Annotated in this window: 27 protein-coding genes; 13 read left to right on the forward strand and 14 right to left on the reverse strand. The window is 69.2% G+C overall.

Annotation, left to right across the window (positions count from 1 at the left end; translation table 11 throughout):
• Window positions 1-68 precede the first annotated feature (68 nt).
• Genes AC0662_RS12365 through AC0662_RS12380 form a run of 4 tightly spaced genes read left to right on the forward strand, consistent with a single transcriptional unit; the run spans window position 69 to window position 2,309 of the window.
• The gene (locus AC0662_RS12365; protein WP_478300379.1) at window positions 69-701 is read left to right on the forward strand and encodes a hypothetical protein; all 633 of its coding nucleotides are present in this window, start codon (window positions 69-71) and stop codon (window positions 699-701) included.
• A gap of 44 nt (window positions 702-745) precedes the next feature.
• Window positions 746-1,093, forward strand: a complete 348-nt coding sequence (locus AC0662_RS12370) for an ArsR/SmtB family transcription factor (protein WP_478300381.1) — start codon at window positions 746-748, stop codon at window positions 1,091-1,093.
• Entirely contained in the window at window positions 1,090-1,566 is a 477-nt protein-coding gene (locus tag AC0662_RS12375) for an SRPBCC domain-containing protein (protein ID WP_452197342.1), read from the forward strand. The genes AC0662_RS12370 and AC0662_RS12375 overlap by 4 nt, the downstream gene beginning before the upstream one ends.
• A complete protein-coding gene (locus tag AC0662_RS12380; protein WP_452197343.1) occupies window positions 1,566-2,309 on the forward strand; it encodes an SDR family NAD(P)-dependent oxidoreductase in 744 nt (247 codons plus the stop codon). The genes AC0662_RS12375 and AC0662_RS12380 overlap by 1 nt, the downstream gene beginning before the upstream one ends.
• A 54-nt stretch (window positions 2,310-2,363) precedes the next feature.
• Here the strand turns inward: AC0662_RS12380 and AC0662_RS12385 are convergent, their stop codons facing one another.
• Genes AC0662_RS12385 through AC0662_RS12400 form a run of 4 tightly spaced genes read right to left on the reverse strand, consistent with a single transcriptional unit; the run spans window position 2,364 to window position 6,696 of the window.
• Window positions 2,364-3,344 (reverse strand): ornithine cyclodeaminase family protein, encoded by a 981-nt coding sequence (locus tag AC0662_RS12385; protein ID WP_478300383.1) that lies wholly within the window; start codon window positions 3,342-3,344, stop codon window positions 2,364-2,366.
• Window positions 3,344-4,510, reverse strand: coding sequence for an NAD(P)/FAD-dependent oxidoreductase (locus tag AC0662_RS12390; RefSeq protein WP_478300385.1), 1,167 nt, complete (start codon window positions 4,508-4,510; stop codon window positions 3,344-3,346). The genes AC0662_RS12385 and AC0662_RS12390 overlap by 1 nt, the downstream gene beginning before the upstream one ends.
• On the reverse strand, window positions 4,510-6,054 hold the full coding sequence (locus AC0662_RS12395) for an aldehyde dehydrogenase family protein (RefSeq protein ID WP_478300387.1): 1,545 nt from the start codon (window positions 6,052-6,054) through the stop codon (window positions 4,510-4,512). Before AC0662_RS12395 ends, AC0662_RS12390 begins: the two co-directional genes overlap by 1 nt.
• Before the next feature lie 60 nt (window positions 6,055-6,114).
• On the reverse strand, window positions 6,115-6,696 hold the full coding sequence (locus tag AC0662_RS12400) for a hypothetical protein (RefSeq protein WP_452197347.1): 582 nt from the start codon (window positions 6,694-6,696) through the stop codon (window positions 6,115-6,117).
• Window positions 6,697-6,784: 88 nt separating this feature from the next.
• Between AC0662_RS12400 and AC0662_RS12405 the strand changes: the two genes are divergently transcribed.
• Window positions 6,785-7,264 carry a DnaJ family domain-containing protein gene (locus tag AC0662_RS12405; protein WP_478300389.1) on the forward strand — a complete coding sequence of 160 codons (480 nt, stop codon included), beginning with the start codon at window positions 6,785-6,787 and terminating at the stop codon, window positions 7,262-7,264.
• On the opposite strand, the gene AC0662_RS12410 is transcribed toward AC0662_RS12405, so the two are convergent.
• Window positions 7,257-9,347 carry a thiamine pyrophosphate-dependent enzyme gene (locus AC0662_RS12410; RefSeq protein ID WP_478300391.1) on the reverse strand — a complete coding sequence of 697 codons (2,091 nt, stop codon included), beginning with the start codon at window positions 9,345-9,347 and terminating at the stop codon, window positions 7,257-7,259. The genes AC0662_RS12405 and AC0662_RS12410 overlap by 8 nt on opposite strands.
• Before the next feature lie 172 nt (window positions 9,348-9,519).
• On the opposite strand from AC0662_RS12410, the gene AC0662_RS12415 reads away from it, so the two are divergent.
• Window positions 9,520-10,185 (forward strand): hypothetical protein, encoded by a 666-nt coding sequence (locus AC0662_RS12415; RefSeq protein WP_478300393.1) that lies wholly within the window; start codon window positions 9,520-9,522, stop codon window positions 10,183-10,185.
• On the opposite strand, the gene AC0662_RS12420 is transcribed toward AC0662_RS12415, so the two are convergent.
• The 3 genes from AC0662_RS12420 to AC0662_RS12430 form a co-directional block, all read right to left on the reverse strand.
• Window positions 10,154-10,879, reverse strand: coding sequence for a TSUP family transporter (locus tag AC0662_RS12420; protein WP_452197351.1), 726 nt, complete (start codon window positions 10,877-10,879; stop codon window positions 10,154-10,156). The two genes, AC0662_RS12415 and AC0662_RS12420, sit on opposite strands and share 32 nt — an antisense overlap.
• A gap of 24 nt (window positions 10,880-10,903) precedes the next feature.
• Window positions 10,904-11,761, reverse strand: coding sequence for a hypothetical protein (locus AC0662_RS12425; protein ID WP_478300395.1), 858 nt, complete (start codon window positions 11,759-11,761; stop codon window positions 10,904-10,906).
• An 86-nt stretch (window positions 11,762-11,847) separates the two neighbouring features.
• A complete protein-coding gene (locus tag AC0662_RS12430; protein ID WP_478300397.1) occupies window positions 11,848-12,636 on the reverse strand; it encodes a sigma-70 family RNA polymerase sigma factor in 789 nt (262 codons plus the stop codon).
• 167 nt (window positions 12,637-12,803) lie between these two features.
• On the opposite strand from AC0662_RS12430, the gene AC0662_RS12435 reads away from it, so the two are divergent.
• Both AC0662_RS12435 and AC0662_RS12440 read left to right on the forward strand, forming a co-directional pair.
• Complete coding sequence (locus AC0662_RS12435) at window positions 12,804-13,517, forward strand: NIPSNAP family protein (RefSeq protein ID WP_452197354.1); 714 nt, start codon at window positions 12,804-12,806, stop codon at window positions 13,515-13,517.
• Window positions 13,518-13,666: 149 nt separating this feature from the next.
• Complete coding sequence (locus AC0662_RS12440) at window positions 13,667-14,590, forward strand: serine protein kinase RIO (RefSeq protein ID WP_452197355.1); 924 nt, start codon at window positions 13,667-13,669, stop codon at window positions 14,588-14,590.
• On the opposite strand, the gene AC0662_RS12445 is transcribed toward AC0662_RS12440, so the two are convergent.
• Window positions 14,574-15,752: an alpha/beta hydrolase family protein gene (locus AC0662_RS12445; protein ID WP_478300399.1), complete on the reverse strand. Its 1,179-nt coding sequence runs from the start codon at window positions 15,750-15,752 to the stop codon at window positions 14,574-14,576. The genes AC0662_RS12440 and AC0662_RS12445 overlap by 17 nt on opposite strands.
• 75 nt (window positions 15,753-15,827) lie before the next feature.
• On the reverse strand, window positions 15,828-17,483 hold the full coding sequence (locus tag AC0662_RS12450; RefSeq protein ID WP_478300401.1) for an FAD-binding dehydrogenase: 1,656 nt from the start codon (window positions 17,481-17,483) through the stop codon (window positions 15,828-15,830).
• A 36-nt stretch (window positions 17,484-17,519) separates the two neighbouring features.
• On the opposite strand from AC0662_RS12450, the gene AC0662_RS12455 reads away from it, so the two are divergent.
• Both AC0662_RS12455 and AC0662_RS12460 read left to right on the forward strand, forming a co-directional pair.
• On the forward strand, window positions 17,520-19,394 hold the full coding sequence (locus AC0662_RS12455; protein WP_478300404.1) for a DUF5107 domain-containing protein: 1,875 nt from the start codon (window positions 17,520-17,522) through the stop codon (window positions 19,392-19,394).
• A 192-nt stretch (window positions 19,395-19,586) separates the two neighbouring features.
• Window positions 19,587-19,985, forward strand: a complete 399-nt coding sequence (locus tag AC0662_RS12460) for a hypothetical protein (protein WP_452197359.1) — start codon at window positions 19,587-19,589, stop codon at window positions 19,983-19,985.
• 29 nt (window positions 19,986-20,014) lie between these two features.
• Here the strand turns inward: AC0662_RS12460 and AC0662_RS12465 are convergent, their stop codons facing one another.
• The gene (locus tag AC0662_RS12465) at window positions 20,015-20,632 is read right to left on the reverse strand and encodes a TetR/AcrR family transcriptional regulator (protein WP_452197360.1); all 618 of its coding nucleotides are present in this window, start codon (window positions 20,630-20,632) and stop codon (window positions 20,015-20,017) included.
• 84 nt (window positions 20,633-20,716) lie between these two features.
• Here AC0662_RS12465 and AC0662_RS12470 point away from each other — a divergent pair, with 84 nt between their 5' ends.
• Window positions 20,717-21,865 carry a phosphatidylinositol-specific phospholipase C1-like protein gene (locus tag AC0662_RS12470; protein ID WP_478300406.1) on the forward strand — a complete coding sequence of 383 codons (1,149 nt, stop codon included), beginning with the start codon at window positions 20,717-20,719 and terminating at the stop codon, window positions 21,863-21,865.
• Window positions 21,866-21,868: 3 nt separating this feature from the next.
• Window positions 21,869-22,318: an OsmC family protein gene (locus AC0662_RS12475; protein WP_452197362.1), complete on the forward strand. Its 450-nt coding sequence runs from the start codon at window positions 21,869-21,871 to the stop codon at window positions 22,316-22,318.
• A 221-nt stretch (window positions 22,319-22,539) separates the two neighbouring features.
• Here AC0662_RS12475 and AC0662_RS12480 read toward each other — a convergent pair whose 3' ends face one another.
• Both AC0662_RS12480 and AC0662_RS12485 read right to left on the reverse strand, forming a co-directional pair.
• Entirely contained in the window at window positions 22,540-22,662 is a 123-nt protein-coding gene (locus AC0662_RS12480) for a hypothetical protein (protein ID WP_452204161.1), read from the reverse strand.
• A gap of 59 nt (window positions 22,663-22,721) precedes the next feature.
• On the reverse strand, window positions 22,722-23,876 hold the full coding sequence (locus tag AC0662_RS12485; RefSeq protein WP_478300408.1) for an FUSC family protein: 1,155 nt from the start codon (window positions 23,874-23,876) through the stop codon (window positions 22,722-22,724).
• A gap of 57 nt (window positions 23,877-23,933) precedes the next feature.
• On the opposite strand from AC0662_RS12485, the gene AC0662_RS12490 reads away from it, so the two are divergent.
• Window positions 23,934-24,437, forward strand: a complete 504-nt coding sequence (locus AC0662_RS12490) for a DUF5709 domain-containing protein (RefSeq protein WP_452204159.1) — start codon at window positions 23,934-23,936, stop codon at window positions 24,435-24,437.
• A 56-nt stretch (window positions 24,438-24,493) separates the two neighbouring features.
• Here AC0662_RS12490 and AC0662_RS12495 read toward each other — a convergent pair whose 3' ends face one another.
• Window positions 24,494-25,819, reverse strand: coding sequence for a cytochrome P450 (locus AC0662_RS12495; RefSeq protein WP_452204158.1), 1,326 nt, complete (start codon window positions 25,817-25,819; stop codon window positions 24,494-24,496).
• Window positions 25,820-25,822 lie beyond the last annotated feature (3 nt).

Here is a 25,822-nt window from a genome sequence, read left to right on the forward strand (position 1 = left end):
CCGCAAGTAGCCTGCATCTGGTCTGTGTCGTTGGCCTGGGTGAGTCCCGGTGGAGTGGAGGAGTTCCCTTGAAGCGGTTCGTGGCCCCGCCGAACTGGCCGACCCCACCCCGGCGCAGCTGGGTGCCGCCGAAGACCTGGCGCCCCGATCCGTCCTGGCCGCCGGCGCCGGAGGGCTGGGTGTTCTGGGTCGACGGCAAGGGCAAGCCGGTCCGCGGCCCGCTCGGCCAGTACGCCGCTCCGTCCCGCCGGGTCGTGTACGCCGGTGCCGCGGTGGCTCTTCTGATCGTGGGCGTCGTGGCTTCCTCGATCAGTGTTTTCGGGGGCTCCGATGACACGGCGGCCGTGAAGTTCCTTCAGGACGACGCCACGAGTTCCGCGACTCCCGACGTACCGTCGCCGACGGTCACGCCGCCGCGAGTGCCGAAGACCGTCACGCCGACCCAGGTGCCAACCCACCCGACCCCGACCCAGGTGCCGACCCAACGGCCGACCCGGAAGCCGACCGCGACCAGGAGCACCACGCGGACCGAATCGACCCCGGATCCCAAACCGACCCGGACGACGACGACCACGAAGAAACCGCGGCCGAGCAGTCGTCCGTCGACCCGGGAAGAACTCCTCCGGCAGTACTGCGTCCAGCGCGGGATCGACCCGGCCTTTTGCGACCCGGACAACTGGCAGTCGCCGCGGCATCCGTGACGACCGGTTGACAGCAGGGCGGTCCAGTCCGCATCCTTAACCACATGGTTCTGAAACCATCTGGTTATGAAGACACGTTGACCGGCGTGTTCGCGGCCCTCGCGGACCCGACCCGGCGGGCGATCCTGACCCAGCTCCAGCACGGCGACGCGACCGTCGCCGAGCTGGCGGCGCCGTTCAGCATGTCGCAACCGGCGGTGTCCAAGCACCTGAAGGTGCTCGAGGCGGCCGGTCTGATCAGCCGGTCGCAACGCGCCACGGCCCGGCTCAGCCATCTCGAGGCCGAGCCGCTCCGTGCGGCCGTCGGCTGGCTGATGGACTACCGCGCCTACTGGGCGGAGAGTTTCGACCGCCTCGACGATCTGCTCGACGACCTGAAGGAGCAGTCGTGAAGGTCATCGCGGAGCCCGGCGTACCGCAGGTCGTCATCATCCGGACGTTCAACGCACCGCGCGAGCTGCTGTTCCGCGCGTACACCGAACCCGATCTGGTGCCGCGCTGGCTGGGTCCGGCCGGGCTCGAGCTGATCGTGAACCAGCTCGACCCGCGGCACGGCGGTCGCTGGCGCTGGACGCACTACGACGGCGACGGCAAGGGCTACGTCTTCCACGGGCTGTACCACGGGGAACCGACGCAGGAGCGGATCGTGCAGACGTACGAATTCGACCAGGCGCCCGGGACCGTCTACCTGAATCTGATCACCTTCGACGAGGCCGACGGGGTCACCACGCTGACCCAGAACACCGTCTTCTTCGCGGTCGAGGATCGCGACCTGTACGTCGCCGGCGGCATGGAGCGCGGGATCCGCGCGTCGATGCAACAACTCGACGACCTCGTCACCGAACTGGCCGAGGAGGCCACCTGATGATGCTCAACGACAAACAGGCAGTTGTGTACGGCGCGGCCGGCCCGATCGGCGGCGCGGTCGCGAAGGCGTTCGCCGCCGAAGGTGCGACGGTGCACCTGGCCGGGCGGACGGCGGAAACCCTCGAACGGGTCGCGGACGAGATCCGCGCGAGCGGCGGCAAGGCCGAGACCGCGGTCGTCGACGCGCTCGACGAACGCTCGGTCGACCAGCACGCCGAGACGCTCGCCCGGATCGACATCTCGTTCAACCTGATCGGCCACAAGCAGTACTTCGGGACGCCGCTGATCGACATGTCCCTCGCGGACGTCGAAGAACCGGTGCGGAACATGCTGCGCACCTTCTACCTCACCTCCCGCGCCGCCGCCCGGCGCATGGTCGAGCAGGGCTCCGGCGTCATCCTCACCTTCGGCGGGTACGGCGACCCGGCGGCGAACCTCGGGAGTTTCCAGACCGGGTTCGGCGCGGTGGAGGCGCTGCGGCGCAGCCTCGCCTGCGAGCTCGGGCCGCACGGCATCCGCGTGATCACCTTGCAGACGAACGGTATTCCGGAGTCGAACCCGGAGACCTACCCCGAGGACTTCCGGCGCGAGGTCGCCGAGCACACCGCGGCCCAGACGATGCTGAACCGCGCCGCGACCCTGGCCGACGTCGGCGCCATCGCGACCTTCGCTGCCTCGGACCTGGCCCGCTCCGTCACCGGCACCGCGATCAACCTGACCGCCGGCGCCGTCGTCAACTAGCCGAGGCTGTCGTCACCTAACTGAGGCTGTTCATCTAGCTGAGACTGTCGTCATCTAGCTGAGGAAGTCGATCGTGCGCCCGTGCGTGGCCTGGTGGAGGGGCCAGGCCATGGCGAGATCCTGCCAGGGGAGTCCCACGGGCGCGTAGACGGTGACCTCCTCCGCTGACCGGCGTCCTGCAGCAGCGCCGGTCAGCACCTCGGTCAGCGTGTGAAGCCTGTCCGCCGTCAGTCCAACGTTGCCCAGAGCACCCATCTGTACGGCGAGCGCCCGATCGTCCACGACGACTCGCGAGGCCTCCAGCAGATCCCGCGACAGTTCCACCTTCCCCGGCTCGTCCGCGCCCAACGTCGTGAGATGCAGCCCCGGCCGAAGATCAGCCGCAGTGAGCAACGGTGCCCGGGACCACGTCGCCAGCACCACGACATCCGCCGCCGCAGCCACCTCCCGCGGAGTGTTCACCACCTCTCCCGGAATCCCTTGCTTATCAAGGAAATCCGCGGCCCGCCCTGGATCCAGGTCATGCACGACGAGACGATCGATGGGTCGTAACGCAGCAATGCCCGCCAACGTCATCGCGGCCTGCGCCCCAGCGCCCACCACTCCAACTGCCTGACCCGAGCTGGGGAGGATCTTGTGCCCGATCTGGGCGCAGGATCCTCCCCAGGTCGCGCTAGTTGGTCGGGCCAAGGCGTCTGTGGCCAAGGCCGCGGCCAGACCGGTGCGCCAGGCGGTGATGGTGGCGCTGTCCAGGAGCGCGAGGAGCGTGCCGTCGGTCAGGTCGTGAAGGCAGACCACACCGCGCAGCGCCGGCGTCGCACCGGGGAACTTCGCGTTGACCTTCACCGTGTACGCCGGAATGCCCGGAATCAACCCGGGCAACAGCGCAGTCGCCGTACCGGGTCCTGGAAGGTCGGTGCGGATGCGCAACGGCTCGACCTCCGCCGACTGCAGGAAACCGCTGCGCAGAGAGTCCAGTACGTCGGGCACGTGGAGGGACCGCAGGATGTCCGAGCGCGTCAACAGAGCTGTCATCAGACGATGTTCCGTTCAGCTCGGCTGCCCGACTGGAACCGGCGCGCGTCGAGCGGGCTGACGTCGACGACCGGAGTACGGCCCAGGTACAGGTCGCGGATCACCTCACCGACCGCCGGCCCCTGCAGGAAACCGTGTCCCGAAAACCCTGTCGCATAAAGGAATCGCGAGGTTCCGTCAGCCTCGCCGATCAATGCGTTGTGATCAGGTGTCACCTCGTACAACCCGGCCCAGCCACCCGTCAGCCCGACATCGAGCAGCGCGGGCGCCCGCCGTGCCATCGCCTCGGTGAGCCGGGGGATCCACGCATCGGTCCGACCCAGGTGGAACCCGGGCACCTCATCCGGGTCCGACATCCCGACGAGCAACCCAGGCCCCTCGCGATGGAAGTAGAACGTGCTCGTGAAGTCGATCGTCATCGGCAGCATGTCCGGCAGACTCGCGATCGCCTCGGTCACGGCGATCTGCCGCCGCAGCGGGACGACCGGCAGCTTGACCCCGACCATCGCCGCAAGCTCCGCCGACCACGCCCCCGCCGCACAGATCACCGTTCGGGTCCGAACCACGCCACGACTCGTCCGTACGCCGGTCACCTGGTTGCCCGAAGCATCGATCCCGAGAACCTCGCAGCCGGTGACCAGCGATGAGCCCAGCCGCCGCGCCGCCGACGCATACCCGAGTACGACGGACTCCGGCGTGCAGTGCCCCGCGGTCGGCGAGAAGCACGCACCGACCAGCCCGTCCGGTACGACGATCGGCGCGAGCGCGACGGCCTCGTCGACGGAAATCATCCGCGTAGGTAGCCCGCCAGTTTCTTGCAGCCGGTTCTGCAGCTCGGTGCTCTCGCGGAAATGCTCGACCTGCTCGGCGGTCTCCAGGAGAAACAGATACCCGACCCGATGCAGATCGATCTCCTGCCCGGGCCGCTCGCCGAACCGCGCGAACGCCTCCAGACTGCGCGCGCCCAGCGCGACGTTCACCGCGTCGGAGAAGTCCGCGCGGACGCCGCCGGCGGCCTTACAGGTCGAGCCCGAGCCGAGTTCGTTCATCTCCAGCAGTACGACGTCCCGCACTCCGGCCTCGGCCAGGTGGAAGGCGATGCTCGTGCCCATCACGCCGCCGCCGATGATCACCACATCGGCGGTTTCCGGGACCGGCGTCGCCATCAGGGCAGCTGGAACAAGAAGTCGGCCTCCACGGTCTCGGTGTCCATCTGGGCCTTCTGGAGCTTGCCCGAGTAGTCCCAGTTCAGCGACTGCCAGCGGGTGAACTGGTCCAGCACCCACATCCCGCTCTGCCGCGAGCCGTTGCCGGACTTCCCGTTCCCGCCGAACGGCAGATGCGCCTCCGCCCCGGACGTCGAGTTGTTGACGCTGACCATTCCCGCTGAGATCCCCTGCGCGAACCGGAACGCCTTGTTCGGATCCGTGGTGTAGATCGAACTCGACAGCCCGTACCCCGACTTGTTGCCCAGCGCAATCGCTTCGTCCAGCTCGGAGTACGCCGTGACGCCGACGATCGGACCGAAGGTCTCGTTCAGGAACAGCTCGTCATCCGGCCGGACCCCGGCCACGATCATCGGGTGGTAGAAGAGCCCGGCGGCCGGATCACCGACGAACCCGGCGCGTGGGTTGTCCGCCGTGACCCGCCCGGTCGCGCCGATCACCCGGTGGTGCGCGCTGATCCAGCCCAGGGTCTTCTCGAAGCCGGCCGCGAACTTCTCGTCCAGCAACGGCCCGAGCAGCACGTCCTCGGTCGGGTCGCCCATCGCCGCCGCCGCGGTGGCGCGGGCGAAACGGTCGAGGAACTCGTCGTACACGGACCGGTGCACGATCGCCGTCCCGAGGGACGTGCAGCGCTGGCCCGCCGTACCGAAGCCGGAGAACAGGGCGCCTTCGACGGCCAGGTCCAGGTCCGCGTCCTCGGTGATCACCATCGGGTTCTTGCCGCCGAGCTCGAGGCAGGGGTTCTGCAGGTGCCGGCCGCACAGCTCACCGATCCGCGTCCCGACCGCACTCGACCCGGTGAATCCGACCTTGTTGATCAGACCCGCCTCCAACGCCTGCTCGAGACCCGTGAACGTGTCCGGCCCGTCGGCGTACACCACGTTGAACACCCCGGCCGGTACGCCGGAATGCGCGAAGATCTCGTAGAACGCGTCGGAAACGACCGCGGAGTACTCCGCCGGTTTCCAGACCACTGTGTTTCCGCACAGCAGCGCCGGCACGATGTACCAGGACGGAACGGCGACCGGAAAGTTTCCGGCGGTGATCACGGAAACCGTTCCGACCGGGCGCCGGAACGTGAACAACTGCTTGTCCGGCATTTCCGACGGCACCGTCTGCCCGTACAGCCGGCGGCCCTCGCCGAGGAAGAAGTCGCAGGTGTCGATGATCTCCTGCACCTCGCCGAGCGCCTCGGCGAGCGGCTTCCCGATCTCCCGGGTGACCAGCGCGGCGAGCCGTTCCTTGTTGGCGGTCATCAGCCGGCCGACGTTCGAGATCACCTGACCGCGCTGCGGCGCCGGCGTCGCGGCCCAGGCCGGCTGCGCGGCGTGCGCCGCCGCGGCCGCCCGGACGAACACCTCCGGCCCGGCGCTCCCGATCGTCCCGACGACCTCACTCAGCCGCGCGGGATTGGTCGACGCGGTACGCCGTACCGTCTCCGCGACCCGCTCGCCACCGACAACGGACAGCACCTCACCGGCCATGCGGCATCCTCTCCTCAGTCCTTGTCAGCCTGACAGCCCCGTTGGTCATGGATGGCCACCTTAGATCGCGGGCGGCACCTTGTGGTCGGAGTAGAGGTCCGGGATCGGGATCGGCATCCGCCACAGGTGCGAGTCGGGGTGCACCATGCCGTGCCGGATCGCGATGATCCGCAGCAGGCGCAGCGGGCCGGCGATCAGCACGAACGCCAGCGGGAGCTCGACCAGGAGCGCGCTGAGCAGCGCCTGGGTGAGGTCGCCGCCGCGCTGGCTGGTCATCACGTCGACCCAGGCGTCGCAGAGCAGCAGGACGCCGGACGCGAACGCGGTCGGGAACACGAACTGCTTGCGTTTCCAGCCGCCGATCGCGGTCAGCACCAGCATCGTGAGCAGCAGGATGTCGAACCCGACCCAGGTCGCGACCCAGTTCCGGGCGACGTAGTGGTTGGGCAGGGTGATCGCCAGGTACACCGTCCACGGGACCAGGACCGCCACACACACCAGGATCAGCACGGTCCGCCACTTGCGGATCCGCTCGATCGTCTGCCGGGACGGCAAGCCGCCCGGCCGCGGGGCAAGCCGCAGGATCAGCTCCCGCCGCTCGGCCGGCGTCATCGCCGCGATCTCTTCGTCGGTCAGTCGCACGTCTTCGAGTATGCCTTGTGATTGCATTCACAAGCTAGTAGGATGTTCCTCCGAAGCTACTGTCGACGACGACAGACGAGGTGTGGCCATGACCAAGCGCAGACCGCCGGGTATGAGCAACCAGGAATGGGTCGAGTCGCAGATCAAGCTGGCCCAGAACCAGGGCGAATTCGAGAACCTGCCCGGCGCCGGCAAACCACTGAAGCTCGCCGACCAGCACGACCCCGACTGGTGGGTCAAGGACTTCATCCGCCGCGAGGACGTCGAGACCGAGGCGTTGCTGCCGCCGGCGGTCCAGCTCCGCAAGGAGAAGGAGCACGTCCACGAGAAGGTCCGTGGCATGCGGCGCGAGTCCGAGGTCCGCGAGTACCTGTCGGATCTGAACAAGCGGATCCGGGTCAGCATCCGCGACACCACTGGCCCCGTCGTGCCGACCGGCCCGGTGAACGAGGAAGTGGTCATCGCCCAGTGGCGGATGGACCGCCCCGCGCGCGAGCCCCGTGCGCAGCAGTCCGAGCAGCACCGGCCGGCCCGGAAGAAGCCGATCTGGCAGCGGCTGTTCAGCTGAGCAGTTCGCGGGCCGCGCGCTCGATGGTCTGCTCGTCGAGCAGGACCTCGTGCGCGGCCGCGCCGAGCGGGACGTACGAGTCGTAGCTCGTCACCCGCGCCAGCCGCCCGGCGTACCCGTGGTCGATCAGCGTGGCGAGGATGCCCTCGGACACCCCACCGGACTTCCGGGTCTCGTCGGCGACCAGCACCCGACCGGTAGCGGTTGCCTCGCGCAACAGATCCTCGACCGGCAGCGGCGCCAGCCAGCGCAGGTCGAGCACCCGCACCCCGGGGACGCGCGCCGCCACCCGAAGACTCATCGGTACGCCGTTCCCGAACGTGACGATCGTCAGCGCATCGCCGTCGCCGTACGTCCGGCCCCGCCCGATGGGCACCGCCTCGGAGGGGTACGGCGCCAGCCACTGCTCGTCACCGTCTTCGTACAGGTCACGCCGGTGGTAGAGCGCGATCGGCTCGAGGAACACGCTGACCGTCCCGGACGAGCGCGCTGCGGCCGTGCACGCATGCAGCATCGCGGCCGCGTCGTCCGGTCGGGACGGAGATGCGATGACGACGCCCGGGATGTCCCGCAGTACGCCAATCGCGTCGTCGTTGTGGAAGTGGCCGCCGAAGCCCTTCTGGTACCCGTACCCGGCGATCCGCAGGACCATCGGGTTCGCGTACTGCTCCTGCGAGAAGAACTTCAGCGACGCCGCCTCGCCGCGGAGCTGGTCCTCGGCGTTGTGCAGGTAGGCGAGGTACTGGATCTCCGGGATCGGCAGCAGCCCGGAGACTCCCGCGCCGAGCCCGAGTCCGAGGATCGACTGCTCGTCCAGCAGGGTGTCGAACACCCGCGCCGGTCCGAACGCCTTCTGCAGTCCGCGCGTCACGCCGTACACACCGCCCTTGCGGCCGACGTCCTCGCCGAAGACCATCGCCTCCGGGTAGGACGCCAGTACGTCACTCAGGGCGCGGTTGATGGATTGGCTGAGCGTCAGGAGCTCCGTGGACGCGGTGCGCTGCGGCAACGCGTCGGCGACCGCCTCCGGTGCCGGGAAGCGCAAAGGCGCGGCGACGGCCTCGGCCGAGGTGAGCTGGGGGAGGCCGGCGACCTCGGCCGCGATCCGGAGCGCGTCGGCGTGCTTGTCCTCGTAGAGCTCGATGATCTCGTCGGCGGTGTAGCCGGCGCCGAGCAGGTACCGCGCCGTCCCGATCAGCGGGTCGCGCTCCTCGTCCGCGGCCAGCTCGGCGGGCGATCGGTACGCCGTCTCGACGTCCGAACCCGCGTGGCCGAGCAGCCGTACGGTCCGCAGCCGCAGGAACGCCGGCCGCCGGTTCCGCCGGACGAACGTCGCCGCCTCGGTCGCCATCGACAGGGCCGCGTCCAGGTCGGTGCCGTCCGCGTCGAAGTACCGCAGGCCGGGGCGCGATCCGTAGGCCTGCCGGATCCAGCCGTCCGGGGTGCGCACGCTGATCCCGATCCCGTTGTCCTCGCAGACCAGCAGCAACGGCATCGGCAGCCCCTGGTACGACGCGTGCAGCGCGGCGTTGATCGCGCCGGTCGCGGTCGAGTGGTTCGCGGACGCGTCCCCGAAGCTGGTCACGACGATCGCGTCGTCCGGCCACGGCGACGGTACGCCGAGCTTCGCCGCCCGGGCGAGTGAGAACGCGACCCCCATCGCCCGCGGCAGGTGCGACGCGATCGTCGACGTCTGCGGGATGACCGCCAGCTCGGCGCGGCCGAACACCTTGTGCCGGCCGCCCGCGATCGGCTCGCTGGTCGCTGCCGCGACGCCGAGCAGGATGTCCCGCAGGCCGTCCTTGGAGCCGCACTGGGCGGCCCGGGTCAGGTAGAAGGCGCCGGAGCGGTAGTGCAGCAGCGCCGGGTCGGTCGGCTCCAGAGCGGCGGCGACGGCCGCGTTGCCCTCGTGACCGGCCGAGCCGATCGTGTAGAAGCCGGTGCCCTGGGACTGCATCCAGCGGGCGGCGAGGTCCGCGTGCCGGCTGCCGAGCTGAGCGTCGAACAGGCCGCGGAGCAGCTCTGCGTCGTGCTCCCACGGGGCCGGGGCGAGGCCGCGGACGCGTTCGGCGAAGGTCCTCATCTGATACATCATCCGCGAAGACGGTCCGGACCACAGCGCCGACCACACCGTGAACACGCCAGCGGATGACGCGGTGGATTGCGCGGGAGCCGGCTGGGGAACCGTGCTCAGGTGTTGTTCGTTCTTCGGGGGAGGGACTCTGTGGGGTGTGCTGGGTGACGGTGAGTGAGTGATGCGGCAGTCCGGGGTGCTACGGCGGATGGGGCTCGCGGCCGGTCTCGGGGTCGGGACCGCCGGGGCGCTCGCCGGTGTTCTGCTGCTCGGTCCGGTGGCCGCTGCGATCCTGCTTGCCGTGGTGTTCGCGCTGGTCTGGCCGCTGGCGGCGGTGGTCCGGCACGTGACGGACGACGCGCCGTACGGCTCGGCGGTGCTGGTCGCGGCGACGGCAGCGGCCGGGGTGCTGGCCCTGCCCGGGCTGGTTCGACTGCTCGCCTGGGGTGGACTCGGTGTGACTGCGGCGCTGGTCCTGGCCGCGTTGTTCGTGCTGATCGACCTCGCCGTACCCGATCGGCCGTCGCGGCGGGCGGTCCGCAAGGAACGCAGGCTGAGCCGGTGGTCCGAGACTCAGCTGGTTGAGGACGAGCAGCTGATCGCATCGCTGCAGTGCCCGCTCAGCATCGAGGAACTCTGCGGCGTCTGGTCGGAGACGGTGACGCAGCTCGCCCACGACGCCGGGCTCCGAGACCGCCAGGCAGTTGCCGAGGTACGGCGGATCTGCCTCGACGAGTTCGAACGACGCAACCCGGATGGCTTCCACCGCTGGCTCGACGCCGGCGCCCCGGCGAATCCCAGCCGGTACCTGCTGCCTACGCCGGGAGAAGGCCCCACACGCCTTTGAGCACCGTGGTCGCCCCGCCGACCAATGCCAGCATCAGCACGAGCAACCGCGCCCGCGGCTCGGACACCCGCCCGGCCAGCGTGCGCCCGGCCACCGCCCCGATCGCCAGTCCGGTCGCTGCGACGACCCACTGGACCGAGCTGAGGTCAGGCAGTCCGCCCGCGGCCACCGAGAAGACGTTGACGATGGTGCCGTAGAACAGTGCGTTCGGGACGAACTCGCGCATTGTCCAGCCCGCGTTCACGGCGTACAGCGAGACCGGCGGTCCGCCGAGGCCCGCTGCCGCGTTCATGAAACCGCCGACCGCGCCGGCGCCCACGGCTCCGCCGACACCACTCAGCGCGCGGAGCCGCAGCCCGCGAAGCAGGAGCAGTACGGCCACCGTCACCAAGGCACCCATCGTGACCAGGAGAACGGGCTCGGGCAGCCGCCGCGCGAACCAGCCGCCGACCGGCACCGTGCACGCCGCGGCGACGATCAACGGCACCATCGAGCGCAGCCGAACCCGCCGCCAGCCCTCCGACAGACCGGCCAGCGAGATCACTCCGGCCGCACAGTTGGCCAGCGCGACACCGTCCTGCGCCCCGAGCACCAGCACCAATGCCGGCACCGCCACCAGGGCGAAACCCATCCCGGTCATCCACTGGACCGAAGCCCCCAACACCACGACGCCGCCCAGCAGAAGTCCACCCACGGCGATAGACCCTAATCGGTCAGGTCAGAGGCGGTTGTACCGCTTGCGCGCCTCGCGGCTCTCCTTCTGGGCGTCGCGGGCGGTGCGGCGGGCTTCGTCGAGTTCGGAACCGAGGCGGTGGACCAGGGCCTGGGCCTCGGAGAGCGCTTCGCGGGCGTTGTCGAGTTGGGTGTCGAGATCTTCGACCGTGGCCTCGGCCTCCTGGGCCGCGGCGACCGCGTCCTCGAGGGCCTGCTTGGCCTTGGCGCGCTCGGCGGCCTCGCGTTCCTCCTGCTCACGGGCGGCCGCGTCGTGCTTCTCCTTGGCGGTGTCCGTCTCGGTCTGCTGCTGCGCCTTGCGGCGATCGCGCGCTGCCTGGCGGCGTTCGTCGGTGAGCGGCGTGACATTGGACGGTTCGCCGTTCTCGTCGATGACGCCGAAGCCGACGTGCCGCAGCGCACTGCTCAACCGGCCTTCCCGCACCGCGTCGCCGGCGGCCGGATCCACCAGCGCGGCGTCGAGGGTCTCGCGGAGCTTCTGGCCGACGTCCGGGCTGATCTTCTGGCCCTCGTCCCCGGCCAACTTGGCCGCCTGCTTGGCCAACGTGTCCAGGAGTTTGTGGCGCTTGGGCGTCAGGTCGCGCAGCCGGTCGCCGTCGAGGTCGGCGGTCGCCTCGCGGAACTCGTCACCGAGCGCGAGCAGGTCGTCGAGCTCGTCCGGGAGCTTGCGGGACACCAGGTTGGTGACCCAGGCAGCGACCGTCGGCTTGCGCAGCGCCTTCAGCCGGGTCGACCCGAGCGGGTCGCCGTCGGCCTTCAGCTGCTTGGCCAGCTCATTGCGGGTGGCAATGAACTCGGCGGCCGGCGCCGCGTAGAGCGTGTCCGCCGCCTCGTCGAAGTCCACGCAAGCGACGCTACCGTACCGACCAGCGGGTAAAGGTCGGCTTGCGCGGCGCCCGCCGGCTCATCTCGGTCCCGTGCGGACCACCACTACCCGTTCTTCGGTACCTGACTGGCCAGTTCGGAGCGCAGCTTCTCCAGGATCCCGCGGAGCAGCCGGGACACCTGCATCTGGCTGACCCCGAGCTCGTTGCCGATCTCCTCCTGGGTGAAGCCGCTGCAGAACCGCAGCTGGAGGATCCGCTTGTCCCGGTCGCCGAGGTTCGCGACCGCCGGGGTGAGGGTGTGCACGTCCTCGACCAGGTCGTAGCCGTTCTCGGCGTCCGCGACCGTGTCGAGCAGGCTGGTGCCGGCTTCCGTCGCGCCCGGGGCGTCCAGTGACAGCGTGCTGAAACAGCCGCGCACCGAGGTGGCCTCGGCCACCTCGGACGGGTCGGTGCCGAGCGCCGCGGCGGTCTCCGCGTCGGTCGGCACGTGCCCGAGCCGCTGGATCAGCTCCGGCTCGGCCGCGGCGATGTTGCCCTGCATCTCCTGGACCCGGCGCGGCGGCCGGATCGTCCAGGCGCAGTCGCGGAAGTACCGCTTCAGCTCACCGCGGATCGTCGGTACGGCGTACGACAGGAAAGCGGTCGAGGCGTCCAGGCGGTAGCCGTTGGCCGCCTTCACCAGACCCAGGTACGCGACCTGCTCGAGGTCGTCGGCGTCCACTCCCTTGCTGCGGTAGCGGGAGGCGATCGACCTCGCCACCGGAGCGTTCAGCAGCACGACCTCGTCGAGGCACGCCTGGTGGCGGGGATCCGGGACGCTGTCCGCCTCCAGCAGCAGGTCGTGGGTGGCATCGGCAATGGTTTGCTTCTCTTCGGCAGCTGCGATCGTCACGGGAGATACCTCGTCGTGTCGTCGTGCAAGTCTGGTGGCAGGGGGCTCAACCACTGGTTCCACCAGACCAAACTCGGCCAGAGCTTTCAAGTACCGGGCTGTTACGAGTGTTTGAAACGACTGTCGCCTGACAGTAACTGTCAGGTTTCGATGGTTCGCTGACGCGTATGAACGAATGCTGCGCCGCCGTCGATTTGCGCCAGTACACGCTGCACCCCGGGCGACGGGACACCCTGATCGACCTCTTCGACACGTACTTCGTCGAGGGACAGGAACAGACCGGGATGCACATCGCCGGTCAGTTCCGTGACCTCGATCACCCGGACCGGTTCGTCTGGCTGCGCGGCTTCCGTGATCTGCCCGCGCGGGCGGACGCACTGAACGCCTTCTACTACGGCCCGATCTGGCACGCGCACTCCGCGGCCGCGAACGCGACGATGATCGACTCGGACAATGCACTGTTGCTCAGGCCGGTCCGGCTCGGTACGGCGTACCCGGCGCTCGACGTGGTGCGGAAGGACGAGCCGGCGGACTCGGTGGTCGCGGGTGCTGTCTATCACCGGGGCGCGGAGGACGACGGGTTTGTCGAGTTCTTCACCGATCAGGTCGCTCCGGTGCTGGCCGGGACCGGCGCCGAGCCGGTCGCGGTGTTCGAGAGTCTGGTTGCCGAGAACAACTTTCCACAGTTGCCGTTGCGGGACGAGGTGGTGCTCGCCTGGTTCGCGCGGTTCACCGACGACACGGCGTACGACGAGCATCGCCGGCTGCTCGCGGCGTCGAGGGTGTGGCAGCAGCGGGTGCTGCCCGAACTGGTCTGCCGGTCGGCGAAGCCAGCGCAGGAACTGCGGCTCCGGCCGACCGCGCGATCGCAGTTCCGATAAATACGTTGCGGGGTGCCTGGCGGGCAGGCATCCTGATCTCACCGAGCGGCGGTAGACGCTGCCTGGACCTAAGGAGGGCTGACGGATGGCCATCGCTGTGCTGCGGCATGTCCGCGTCAGATTCTCTTCTTCGTTCAGGAGCACACCAGTTGTCTTCGAAATACCGCATCTCTGATACCTCTTACGCAGATCTCGACTCCCGCTGGGCCGAATTCACCAATGATGAGTCCCAACCCGATCCGGCCGACGCCTACGTCTTCCAGTTCCATTCGGTCGACGAGCAACTGGGCCCGGATCAGCGGTGGTCCACCTGGCTGGACGTCGAGCGCGGCTCTCGCGGCCCGGAACCACGACCCGACTGGGTTGTGACGGAACAGGCTGCGATCGACACCGAGCTCGGCGTCCTCAAAACCGGTAAGGAAGCCGACGTCTTCCTGCTCGAACGGGCCGTCGTCGCGATCGGCGACAACCCGGCGAAGTCCTCGCTGCTCGCCGCGAAGCGGTACCGCACCGAGGAACACCGGTCCTTCCACCGCAGTACGGCGTACGTCGAGGGGCGCCGTACCCGCAACAGCCGGGACAGCCGGGCGATGGCGAAGAAGTCCTCGCACGGCCGGAGCGTCGCGGCCGGGCAGTGGGCCTACGCCGAATGGGATGCCCTCAACCGGCTGTGGACGGCCGGCGTCCCGGTGCCGTACCCCGTCCAGGTGGACGGCACCGAGCTCTTGATGGAGTTCATCGACGACGGAGAGGGCGGCGCCGCGCCCCGGCTCGCCCAGGTCCGGCCGTCGAAGGAACTGCTCGGTCAGTACTTCGAGCAGCTCCGCGGCGGGATGCGTGAGCTGGCCCGCGCCGGACTCGCGCACGGGGACCTCTCGCCGTACAACGTCCTCGCCCAGGGGGAGCGGATCGTGATGATCGACCTCCCGCAGGTGGTCGACATCGTCGGCAACCCGAAGGGTATGGACTTCCTGATGCGCGACTGCCACAACATGGCGACCTGGTTCACCAACCGCGGGCTGGAGATCGACGAACAGGAAATGTTCGCCGACCTGCTCACCATGGTGTTCTGATCGCTTCCTGGAACCGGGGGACGAGCGGGACCAGCCGGTCGGGGTAGGTGTCGACGAGACCGTCGACGTGATTGCCTGCCTCGACCCGCTGGTACCTGTGCAGGCCGGTGTGCCGCGCCATCTCGGCGTACACGTCGGAGTCCTGGGTGATCGGGAGCAGGCTGTCGTAGGTGCCGTGGATGGTGACCAGCGGCTTCCGGATCTTCCCGGTCAGCGCGATCCGCTTGATCGCCTTGTGTGCTTCAGGCCTGAGTGCGTAGTCGTAGTCGGACTCACTGCCCGTGTATGTCGGGTCCAGCTCGGCGGCGTAGATGCGCTGGGTCAGCTTCCAGTACACGGTGTAGTGGTAATCCCACAGGAAGTCGGACTTCGGGTCGAAGCCGGCGGCGGTGATCAGCGCCGGGTTCTTCAGCTCGTAGCCTTTGATTGCCTGCGGCAAGTACGTGAACAGGTTCGGCCCGTCGACGGTCCAGAGCGTGCCTTCGAGGTCGACGCCGCGGGTGTACAGCTCGGGATGGTTCTCGAGCTGCCAGCGGACCAGGTAACCGCCGTTCGAGATCCCGGCCGCGACCACCTCGCGCGGCCGCTGATCGTAGTACTGCGCGACCGTGGCGCGGGCTGCTCGCGCGAGCTGCGTCATCCGCACGTTCCATTCGACGATCGCGTCCCCGGGGCGCACGCCGTCCTTGTAGAACTCCGCGCCGGTGTTGCCCTTGTCGGTCGCGGCGTACGCGTACCCCAGCGAGAGCACATAGTCCGAGATCGCGACATCGTTCGCGTACTGCGCCCGTACGCCGGGCGACCCCGACACCACCAGACCGCCGTTCCAGTGCTCGGGTAGCCGGATCACGAACTGCGAGTCGTGGTTCCACCCATGGTTCGTGTTGGTGTGCGAGTTGTCCCGGAAATACCCGTCGATCTGCACCCCGGGTACGCCGGAATGCGCGGGCAGCCCCGCATGGGTCAGACCCGCGTAGTCGGCCGGGTTGGTGTGCCCGGACTTCACGGTGCCCGCTGTGGTCAGGTCGTCGAGCCGGGCGACCTCCTGGTGCTCCGCGTCGGGGACGCGGACCGAACGATGGGCATCAGCCGGCACGGTCACTCCGGCGAGCAGGACGGTTGAAGTGACGGTTGAGGTGACGAGGGCGAGGAGACGGCGCATGGCGTCACGCTAGGAGTCGCCTTTCTGCTCGGACATCGGATCGCAGCACATAACCACGGGCCCCGCGGTGGTCCCTCAGGACACCGCCTTCGCGGCCGCGCGTCCCGCCGTACGGCCGGTGAAGAGACAGCCGCCGACGAAGGTGCCTTCCAGCGAGCGGTAACCGTGGACGCCGCCGCCACCGAAGCCCGCGACCTCGCCGGCCGCGTAGACGCCGGGGAGCGGAGTGCCATCGGTGCGCAGGACGCGGGAGTCCAGATCGGTCTGCAGGCCGCCGAGCGACTTGCGGGTCAGGATGTTCAGCCGGACGGCGATCAGCGGGCCGGCCTTCGGGTCGAGGATGCGGTGCGGGGACGCGACCCGGATCAGCTTGTCGCCGCGATAGTTCCGGGCGCCGCGGAGCGCGGTCACCTGCAGATCCTTGGTGAAGGTGTTGGTCAGCTCGCGGTCCCGCGCCACGATCTGGCGCTCCAGGTCGTCGAGGTCGATCAGGTTCTCGCCGGTGAGGTCGTTCATACCGCGGACCAGGTCCGGAAGGTTGCCGCGCACAACGAAGTCGGCACCCTTGTCCATGAACGCCCGGACCGGTGCGGTCGCGCCGCCGCGGGCCCGGCCGAGGACGCCCTTGACGTCCTTGTTCGTCAGGTCCGGGTTCTGCTCCTGACCGGAGAGCGCGAACTCCTTCTCGATGATCTTCTGGGTGAGCACGAACCACGTGTAGTCGTGTCCGGTCCGCATGATGTGCTCGAGGGTGCCGAGCGTGTCGAACCCGGGGAACAGCGGCACCGGCAGTCGCTTGCCGGTGGCATCGAACCAGAGCGACGACGGTCCGGGCAGGATCCGGATCCCGTGCAGTGGCCAGATCGGGTCCCAGTTCTGGATGCCTTCGGTGTAGTGCCACATCCGGTCCCGGTTCACGTACCGGCCGCCGGCCTGCTCGGTGATCGCGAGCATCCGGCCGTCGACGTGCGCCGGCACTCCGCTGATCATCCGCTTCGGCGGTGTCCCCATCCGCTCCGGCCACTGCGCGCGCACCAGGTCGTGGTTTCCGCCGATCCCACCCGACGTGACGATCACGGCCTGCGCTGTCAGTGCGAAGTCACCGACCTCGACGCGTGAGCTCGATTCACCACGCCGTACGTCGCTGGGCTCGAGTACCTTGCCCGCGACACCGTCGACCACTCCACCCGTCACGGTCAACTCGTCGACGCGGTGCCGGAACCGGAACTCGACCAGTCCTTTCGCGACCGCCTCGCGCACGCGCCGCTCGAACGGCGCGACCAGACCCGGGCCGGTGCCCCACGTGATGTGGAAGCGCGGCACCGAGTTCCCGTGGCCGTCCGCGTTGTACCCGCCGCGCTCGGCCCAGCCGACCACCGGGAAGAACCGGACGCCCTGGGCGTGCAGCCACGGACGCTTCTCGCCGGCCGCCCAGTCGACGTACGCCTCGGCCCATTGGCGCGCCCATTTGTCCTCGTCGTTGAGCCGGTCGAAACCGGCCGAGCCGAGCCAGTCCTGCAGCGCGAGGTCGCGGGAGTCCTTGATCCCCATCCGGCGCTGCTCGGGGGAGTCGACGAACAGCAGGCCGCCGAACGACCAGAACGCCTGGCCGCCGAGCGAGGCCTCGGGTTCCTGGTCGAGCAGCAGCACCTTCCGGCCGGCGTCGGCCAGTTCGGCGGTCGCGGCCAGCCCGGCCAGTCCCGCCCCGACGACGATCACATCAGCGTCCATGTCGACCATGTATAGCGCACTTGCGAAGATGAGTGCGTGACGATTCTTTCTGCGCAAAACGTCGTACTTCCCGCAGCTTCGCTCGGTTCGGAGAACCCGCTCGCCCCGCTGCGCACGCAGCGCGAGCCGCACCACGTCGAGAACATCGCTGAGCTGCCCGCGGACCTCCGGGAGAACATCGAGTACGGGCGCCTGCACAGCCCCCTGCCGTGCCTCAACCAGGACGGCTACGACCGCAGGCTGGTGGAGGCGCCGCTCCCCGCGCTGGTGCTGGAGAACGACCACGTCCGGGCGACCGTCCTGCCGAGCCTCGGCGGCCGGCTCTACTCACTCGTCCACAAGGCGACCGGCGAGGAGCTGCTCTACCGCAACCCAGTCTTCCAGCCCGCGAACCTCGCGCTCCGCAATGCCTGGTTCGCCGGCGGCGTCGAGTGGAACGTCGGCAGCACCGGCCACTGGACCGGCACCTGCGCGCCGATGCACGCCGCCCGCGTCGAAGGCCCGGACGGTACTCCGGTGCTCCGGCTGTGGGAGCTCGAACGCACCCGGAACCTCGTCACCCAACTCGACTTCTGGCTCCCCGACGACTCCGAGTTCCTGTACGTCGGTGTGCGCCTGCAGAACCCGTCCGACACCGACGTCCCGGCGTACTGGTGGTCGAACATCGCGGTCCCGGAGTCGGCGGACCGGCGGGTGCTCGTCCCGGCTGACCAGGCCTGGCGGTTCGGGTACGGCAGTCGCCTCGACCTGGTCGACGTACCTCTCTATGAAGGCGCCGATCTGACCTACCCGACGCGGCACCCGCGGGCGGTCGACTTCTTCTTCGAGCCACTGGCGGACGAGGACTCGTGGATCGCCTCCGTCGACGGCGCCGGTGCCGGTCTGGTGCAGGCGTCGACCGAGCGGCTGCAGGGCCGGAAGCTGTTCGTCTGGGGCCAGGGCGACGGCGGCCACCGCTGGCAGGAGTGGCTGTCACCAGGACTCGAAGGCGACGGGTACGCCGAGATTCAGGCGGGTCTCGCCCGGACCCAGATGGAGCACCTGAAGCTGCCGGCCGGAACGAACTGGCACTGGCTGGAGGCGTACGGCCGGATGTCCGTGGACCCGAGCGCCGCGCACTCCGACGACTGGCGCACGGCTCGTCGCGCCGGCGCCGCCGCGTTGAGTCCGCTGCTCGAGGCACTGCCCGCCCGCGAAGAGGCGTGGCTCGGCATCGTCGACGCAGTACCGGCGGAGAGCCTCGCGGTCGGCTCCGGATGGGGCGCGCTGGAGCTGGCCCGCACCAGTTGGACAGTGTCGGACGGTACGCCGTTCGCTCCGGACACGATGACGTCGCGCGAGCGGGCGTGGCTCCCGTTGCTCGACGGACAGTTGCCGGCGGAGGACGACGTACCGGATGGGACGTTGGTGGCGTGGCGGGAGTTGCTGGAGGCCGCCGAGGACAACTGGCTGGTCTGGTACCACCGGGGCGTCGCGCGGCACTACGACGGTGATGTCGACGGCGCGATCGCCGCGTGGCGGCAGTCCGGCGACAACGCCTGGGCTCTACGCAACCTCGGTGTAGTCACGGGAGAATCGGTGTACTACGAGCGCGCGGTCGAACTCCGGCCCGATCTGGTGCCGTTGGTGGTGGAGGCGGTGGCCGCCGCGCTCGACACCGACGTGACCCGTGCGGAGCGGATGCTGGAGCACGCTCCGGACGATCCCCGGATCCAATTGCTGCAGGTCAGGCACGCATTGGAGACCGGAAACCCGGCAGCGGCCCACGAACTGCTGGCGGCCGGAATCCAGCTCGCGACAGTCCGGGAAGGCGCGAATCCGCTCACCGAGTACTGGCTGGCGGCCGAGGAGGCGCTTGGCACCCACCGGCCAGTTCCACCGCAGTACCAGTTCGGGATGGGCGGAAACTGACAACTTCAGGTCAACTACACCCCTAGCAACACCGCTCCACCGGGTTCTACTATGTTCATGTAGAAAAGATTTTGTACTTACCTGGAACCAAGTGAAATCCGGTGGCGTCTCACCGGTGTGCGGCAAGGGCCGCGCAAGGCAGTTTCGACAACGACCGCGTCACTCGCGGGTGGCGCGTCGGGGGTGAGTGCCATGTTGACGATCGTTGTTCTAGGTTTCGGCCTGGTGCTGGTGGTTGCGGCTTTCATCGTGACCGACGTCCTGGCCGGAATCCGGCGGGACCGGCTCCCCACCGGCACGGAAGAGAAGACCGCGGGACGAGTGATCCGGGTGCGAGGCCCGGTCCGCGGCCAACTGGAGAGCGGTGCCCCGGCGGTGTACACCGAGGTCATCGTCGAGTACTACACCCGCCGGGGTGAGGGACCGTACGAGGTCGCTCGCAAGTTCCCGGTCGGGAGCCGGCTGACCTACGCCAAGGGTGATCGGGTGATCGTCGCGTACGACGTCCGCTCGCCGCGCCGGGCTCGCCTGGCCGGCCGGGTCAGCCACTGGCCGACGCTGGGCCCGTACTCCGCGGCCCCAGCAGCCTGACGGTTCACCTGCTTGAGCCGCTCCTCGGCTCAAGCAGGCAGATGTGGGGCGAGCAGGTTGTACAGCACCGGCCGGCCCTGATCCAGGACGTACTTCGCTTCGTCCGCGGCCAACCGGTCCGCCAGGTGCGCCAGCGCCTCGCCCATCGTGATGCTCAGCGTCACCGCCAACCGGAAGTCCTGTGATTCGCGCGCGCCGAACCGCGCCACCAGCAATTCCGCGAACTCGCCGGCGTGCTGGTCGTCGAACTCGCCCGGCTTCGCTTCCAGCTCCGGGTCCCCGAGACCGCTCAGCACGACCGCTTTGAATCCCGGGTCGGTCCGGTGCATGTCCCGGAAGGTGTCCAGCGTGACATCGACCGCCCCGCGCCAACTGGTGACACCGGCCAGCCGTTCGCTGACCGCGTCGGTGTAGCGCGCCTGGTTCCGGCGCTCGATCGCCTGGATCAGGCTGCGCTTGTCGGGGAAGTAGCGGTACACGCTGCCGACCGCGATCTCGGCCCGCTTCGCGATCCCGCTCGTCGACGCCGCGTCGTACCCGCGCTCGACCACCTCGGCACAGGCCGCGTCCAGGATCCGCTCGACCTGCCGGCTCGCCCGGTCCTGGGTCGGCGTCCGGCGCAGCGGATACGCCCCCGAAGTCACCATTCACTCATTGTCCACGCATCGGGGGGACACCGTTGCCACCCGTATGTGACAGATTGCCGTCAATCACGAGGAGGGGAACTTCGTATGCGCATCAGCAGATCAGCGGTCGCAGGCCTCGCATCGGTGGCGCTCGCGGCGTCCGGTGTCGCCGGTACGGCGGTCGCTCGGCAGGACTCGCACGCGGCCGGTGACGGCCTGCGGCTGAACCAGATGCAGGTCGTCGGCTCGCACAACTCCTATCACCGGGAGCTCAGCCCGAACGAGCAGAAGGTCCAGCAGCAGCAGAACGCCGGCTCGGTGGACCTGTGGTACTCGCACGCCCCGATCACGCAGCAGCTGGAGGACCAGAACGTCCGCTCGCTCGAGCTGGACCTGTTCCCGGATCCGCAGGGCGGGTTGTACACCTACCCGCTGATCCGGAAGCTGACCGGGCAGGGTCCGCTGACCGACCCGGCGATGGCCAAGCCCGGGATCAAGGTCATGCACGTCCCGGACTTCGACTACAACACGAACTGCGCCACGTTCGTGGTGTGCCTGCAGCAGGTGAAGACCTGGTCCGACACGCACCCGAACCACGTGCCGATCGCGATCAACCTCGAGCTCAAGCAGTCCGACCCGAACGTGGTCGCCGCCGGAGGCGTGAAGGCGCCGCCGTGGGACGCCGCCAACCTGGACAGCGTCGACACCGAGATCCGGTCGGTGTTCGCCGAGAACGAGATCGTCACGCCGGACGACGTCCGCAAGCCCGGTCTGACCCTCGAGCAGTCCGTGCTCACCAAGGGCTGGCCGAGGCTGAACAGCGTTCGCGGCCAGGTGATGTTCTACTTCGACAACGGTGGACCCGGCGAGATCCGCGACACCTACACGGCGGGTAAGCCGAACCTGGAGGGCCGGGCGGTCTTCACCCGCGGTCCCGAGGGCGCGCCGGACGCCGCGGTCACCGAGGTGAACGACCCGCGCGGCGCGAACCAGGCCGAGATCCAGCGACTGGTGACGAAGGGCTACCTGGTTCGCACCCGGTCGGACGAGCCGATGGCGACGATCCGCGACAAGGACTACACCCGGCTCGGGATCGCTCTGGCCAGTGGCGCACAGTGGGTGACGACGGACTTCCCGGTCGCCGGGATGGCGGCCCGGTACGACAGCGACTACGTCGCCAAGCTGCCGGGGCACACTCCCGTACGATGCAATCCCGTCACCGCACCCGCGAAGGCGGCCGTTTCGGAGAGGTAGGACATGTCGGAGCACGTGGTCGATGTGAGCTGGAGCCGTGGTGAGCACGAGTTCACCTACGACACCTACAACCGCGACCACCAGTGGCACTTCGACGGCGGCATCACGGTGCCCGGCTCGGCGAACCCGAAGTACCTGGGGAATCCGGGGCCGGTCGATCCGGAGGAGGCGTTCGTGGCGTCGCTGTCGTCCTGCCACATGCTCACCTTCCTGGCGATCGCGGCCCGCAAGCGCCTGGTCGTGGAGTCGTACGACGACCACGCGGTCGGCGTGATGGCGAAGAACGCGGCCGGCCGGGTGGCGATCACCGAGGTGACGCTGCACCCGACGATCGTCTGGGCCGGCGAGGAGCCGGACGCCGCGACGATCGAGCGGATCCACCACCGTGCCCACCAGGAGTGCTTCATCGCGAACTCGGTGACCACCGAGATCACGGTTGCTTCCAGCAAGTAAAGAAACCACCCGCCGGTCTGGCCTGAGCCTCGCGCAAGCGGCGTCAGGACAGACCGGCGGGTGGTTCTCGGTGCACGTCTGTGGCCGTGCACCTGGGTAACGGATCCGGCGGCGCCGCGCACTAGGGCGCCTCTGCGTTTGGTGTGCGACGTCCGTGCGGTCTAGCTCGGTGGGCAAGACCGTCCGGTGCGCCGCCTGGATCCGTTCGTCCGGTGGCGCCTTTACTGCTCGGCGGCGGCGTCGCTCCGGTCGTCAGTGGTCTGGGGGAGGTCGACGGCCAGCAGGTCCTCGAGCTGGCGAACCTGCTCGGTGGCCATCGTGCTCATCAGTCGGTGGATCGTCATGCCAGTGAGACGGCGCCGGTCCCCAGGTATGACGGAGATCCGCGATGTGACCTGAGTCACTACTTCTCGTCGAGTCCGTCCAGACGGAGCGGGACCAGTTTGCGGGCGTCGTCGTACGACGTGCCGGTGAGTTCGAGGAGGTCGACGATCGTGGAGCGGAGCTGCCCGAGGACGACGACCGCGGACAGTCCGACCGGTAGCGGCATCTCCGCGGTCCGGCGGCCGAGCTCGCCGAGTACGCGGTGCGCGGCGACGTCCGCGGCCGGCTCGAACAGGGACTCGCCGATCAGCCGGGTGCCGTCGGCGAGCCGGTCGAGAAGCATCGGGTACTCCGACGGCATCTTCTCGTCCCGCCAGACCGACACCGCGCAGCGGCGTACCAGGACCCGGATGTTCCGGATCGCGCGGTCCAGCGGTACGACGAGATCGGCGATCTCCTGGACTCGCCCCCGGTGCCGCCGGCGGAACGGGGACAGCCGGACGACCGCGACGCCCTCGTCGGCCGCGCTGCGCAGGTCGTCGAGCTGGGACTCGCTGGCCCGGGCGCGGCGGAGCGCGTCGGTGACTGCGTCCTCGTCGCGGGAACGCAGCCCGTCGGCGGTCTCGATCAGGATCTCGGCCAGCTCGTTCAGTACGCCGGACGCTTGTTGCCGCGGCCGTCGGATCGCGGCGGCCGGGGCGATCGTGGCAGCGGCCAGCGCAACCACCCCACCGAGCACCGCGTCCAGCCAGCGGCTGAAACCGGCGCCCGGGTCCGGCAGCAGGGTGGTGACGATCGCGGCCTGGACACCAGCCTGTGTGGTCATCAACGTGCCGGCCCCGAGCAGTACGGCGACACTCATCGCGAGCGCGATCACGAAGATGATCTGCGGGATACCGGTGCCGAAGACGCGCACGAACAGGTCACCGACGCCGACCCCGACCGCCACGCCGACCATCACCTCGGCGACCCGGCGCAGCCGCTGCCCGAAGCTGAACCCGAGACAGACCATCGCCGCGACCGGCGCGAAGAACGGCTGCTTGTGACCGACGACGTACCGGCCGATCGCCCAGGCGACGCCGGCCGCGAGCGCGCACTGGGCGATGAAGAAGGCCCGGCTGCGCCAGCGCTCGGTCCGGCGGCGGAACGAGGCGCGTGACCGCCGCGCGGCCCGCGGCGCGATGTCGTCGCGCAGCTCCCGCAGTTGGTCCAACGTCAGCCTGACCGGATCCACGGGCCCCATTCTCCGTCGAGCTTGATTCCACCGCTCGCGACGCGCCAAGGTTGGCTCATGACCGACAACAACCGCGAGGACTACGGCAGCTACAGCGTCGACGACGAGGACCAGCTGCAGGCGGAGGACACCCTGAACGACCGGGGTGTCGAGGATCTGCTCGACGAGGGGTACTCGCCGCCGGAGAAGTGGTCCGCGGGCGAAGGATTCGGGACGACCGCCGACGAGGCCCTGCAGGGGGAGTCGCTGGACCAGCGGGTCTCCCAGGAGGTCCCGGACGTCGACCCCTACGCGGAGCAGGGGGAGGACGTCGGCGGGCCGCAGGTCGGCGCCGAACGCTCCGGCCGCCTGGTCGCCTCCGACGAGGGTGCGCACAGTGACGACGACAGTGAGCTGTACGCGGAGGACGTCGGCATCGACGGTGCCGCCGCGGGCGCGGAGGAGGCGGCGGTGCACGTCGTCGACGACGACGAGAACTTCGAGCTCGAGGACGACGACGAGGAGAACCTCGAGAGCTACGAGAACGTCGACCTGGGCGACGTCGGCGACGCGGAGGACTGAGCTTTTCGGCAGGGGTGAGCCACGCTCACCCCTGCGGTCTATACCGGCCGTGTCCCCTACCGTTTGGTGACGGTGATTTCCGCGCCGTGCCGTGGGACCAGCGTGACGTTCTTGGCCTGCGGAGGCTCCGGCTTCGGGTGCGGCGCCTGGACGTCGTACTCGGCCAGCGCGGCCCGAAGGATCTCGGTGCCCTCCATCAGCGAGAAGCCCGCGCCGATGCACCGCCGGGCGCCACCGCCGAACGGCATCCACGTGCCGGGGGCCGGCGGATCGTCGGACAGGAACCGCTGCGGGCGGAACTCCGTCGGCAGCGGGAAGTGCTCACCGTCGCGATGGACGAGTCCGATCGCCGCCATGATCGTCGTACCGCGCGGCAGGCGATACCCGGCGACGTCGGCCGTCTCGGTCAGCCGACGACCGACCTGGTACACGACCGGGTGCAGGCGCAGCGCCTCCTTGACGATCGCCTCAAGCTCCTCGTCCGCCCCGGCGTCCGCCGCACGCTGCCCGAACTCCAGGTCCGCCGGCCGTCGCGCCAGCTCGTGGAACGCCCACGCCAGCCCCGTCGCCGTCGTCTCGTGGCCCGCCAGCAGCAACGTGACCAGCTGGTCCCGTAGCTCCACGTCCGACCAGTTGCCAGCAGCAAGCAGTCGCGACAGTACGTCGTTGCGTCCGGCAAACGTCTCGCGGCGTTGCGCGATCTCGTCGTACAGGATCTCGTCGACCTTGCGCTGGGTGTCCAGGTACGTCTTCCACGGCCGGACCCGGAGCAGCGCCGGGTAGAAGCCGCCGAGCATGATCACCGGTGACACCGAGACGATCTTGTCCAGCAGCGGGCGCAGGGTGTTCAGCCGGTCGGCGTCGGTGACGCCGAAGATCACCTGCAGGATGATCTCCAGCGTCAGGTTCCGCATCCGCTCGTGCACCTTGAACGGTTCGTTGACCGGCCACTTCGCCACCTCGGCGCGGGCGAGTTCGTGCACCATCCCGGCGTACCCACGCAGGGCCGCGCCGGAGAACGCCGGCATCAGCTGCTTGCGCATCCGGACGTGGTCCTCGTCGTCGAGCAGCAGCAACGAGTGCGAGCCCATGATCGGCTCCAGCACCGTGTTGCCCTCACCGGCGTGCATCACCGCCGGCGGGCTGCCGAACACCTCGCGGATGTGGTCCGGCCGGCTCAGCACGACGCACACGCGACTCGACGGCACCAGACGGATCGTGAACACGTCGCCGTACTTCTCCCGCATCCGGGGGAAGAACGTCCGGCGGTGACTCGCGAACAGCACCGTCTGGGCGAGCGTCGGGAGCTTCGGCCCGGGCGGCAGCGTGCGCGCCGTCTGCCGGTCCAGCGTCCGGGAACCGAGCAAAGGTGTCGGAGCCATGTC

The organism is Kribbella sp. NPDC043289 (genome assembly GCF_056436705.1).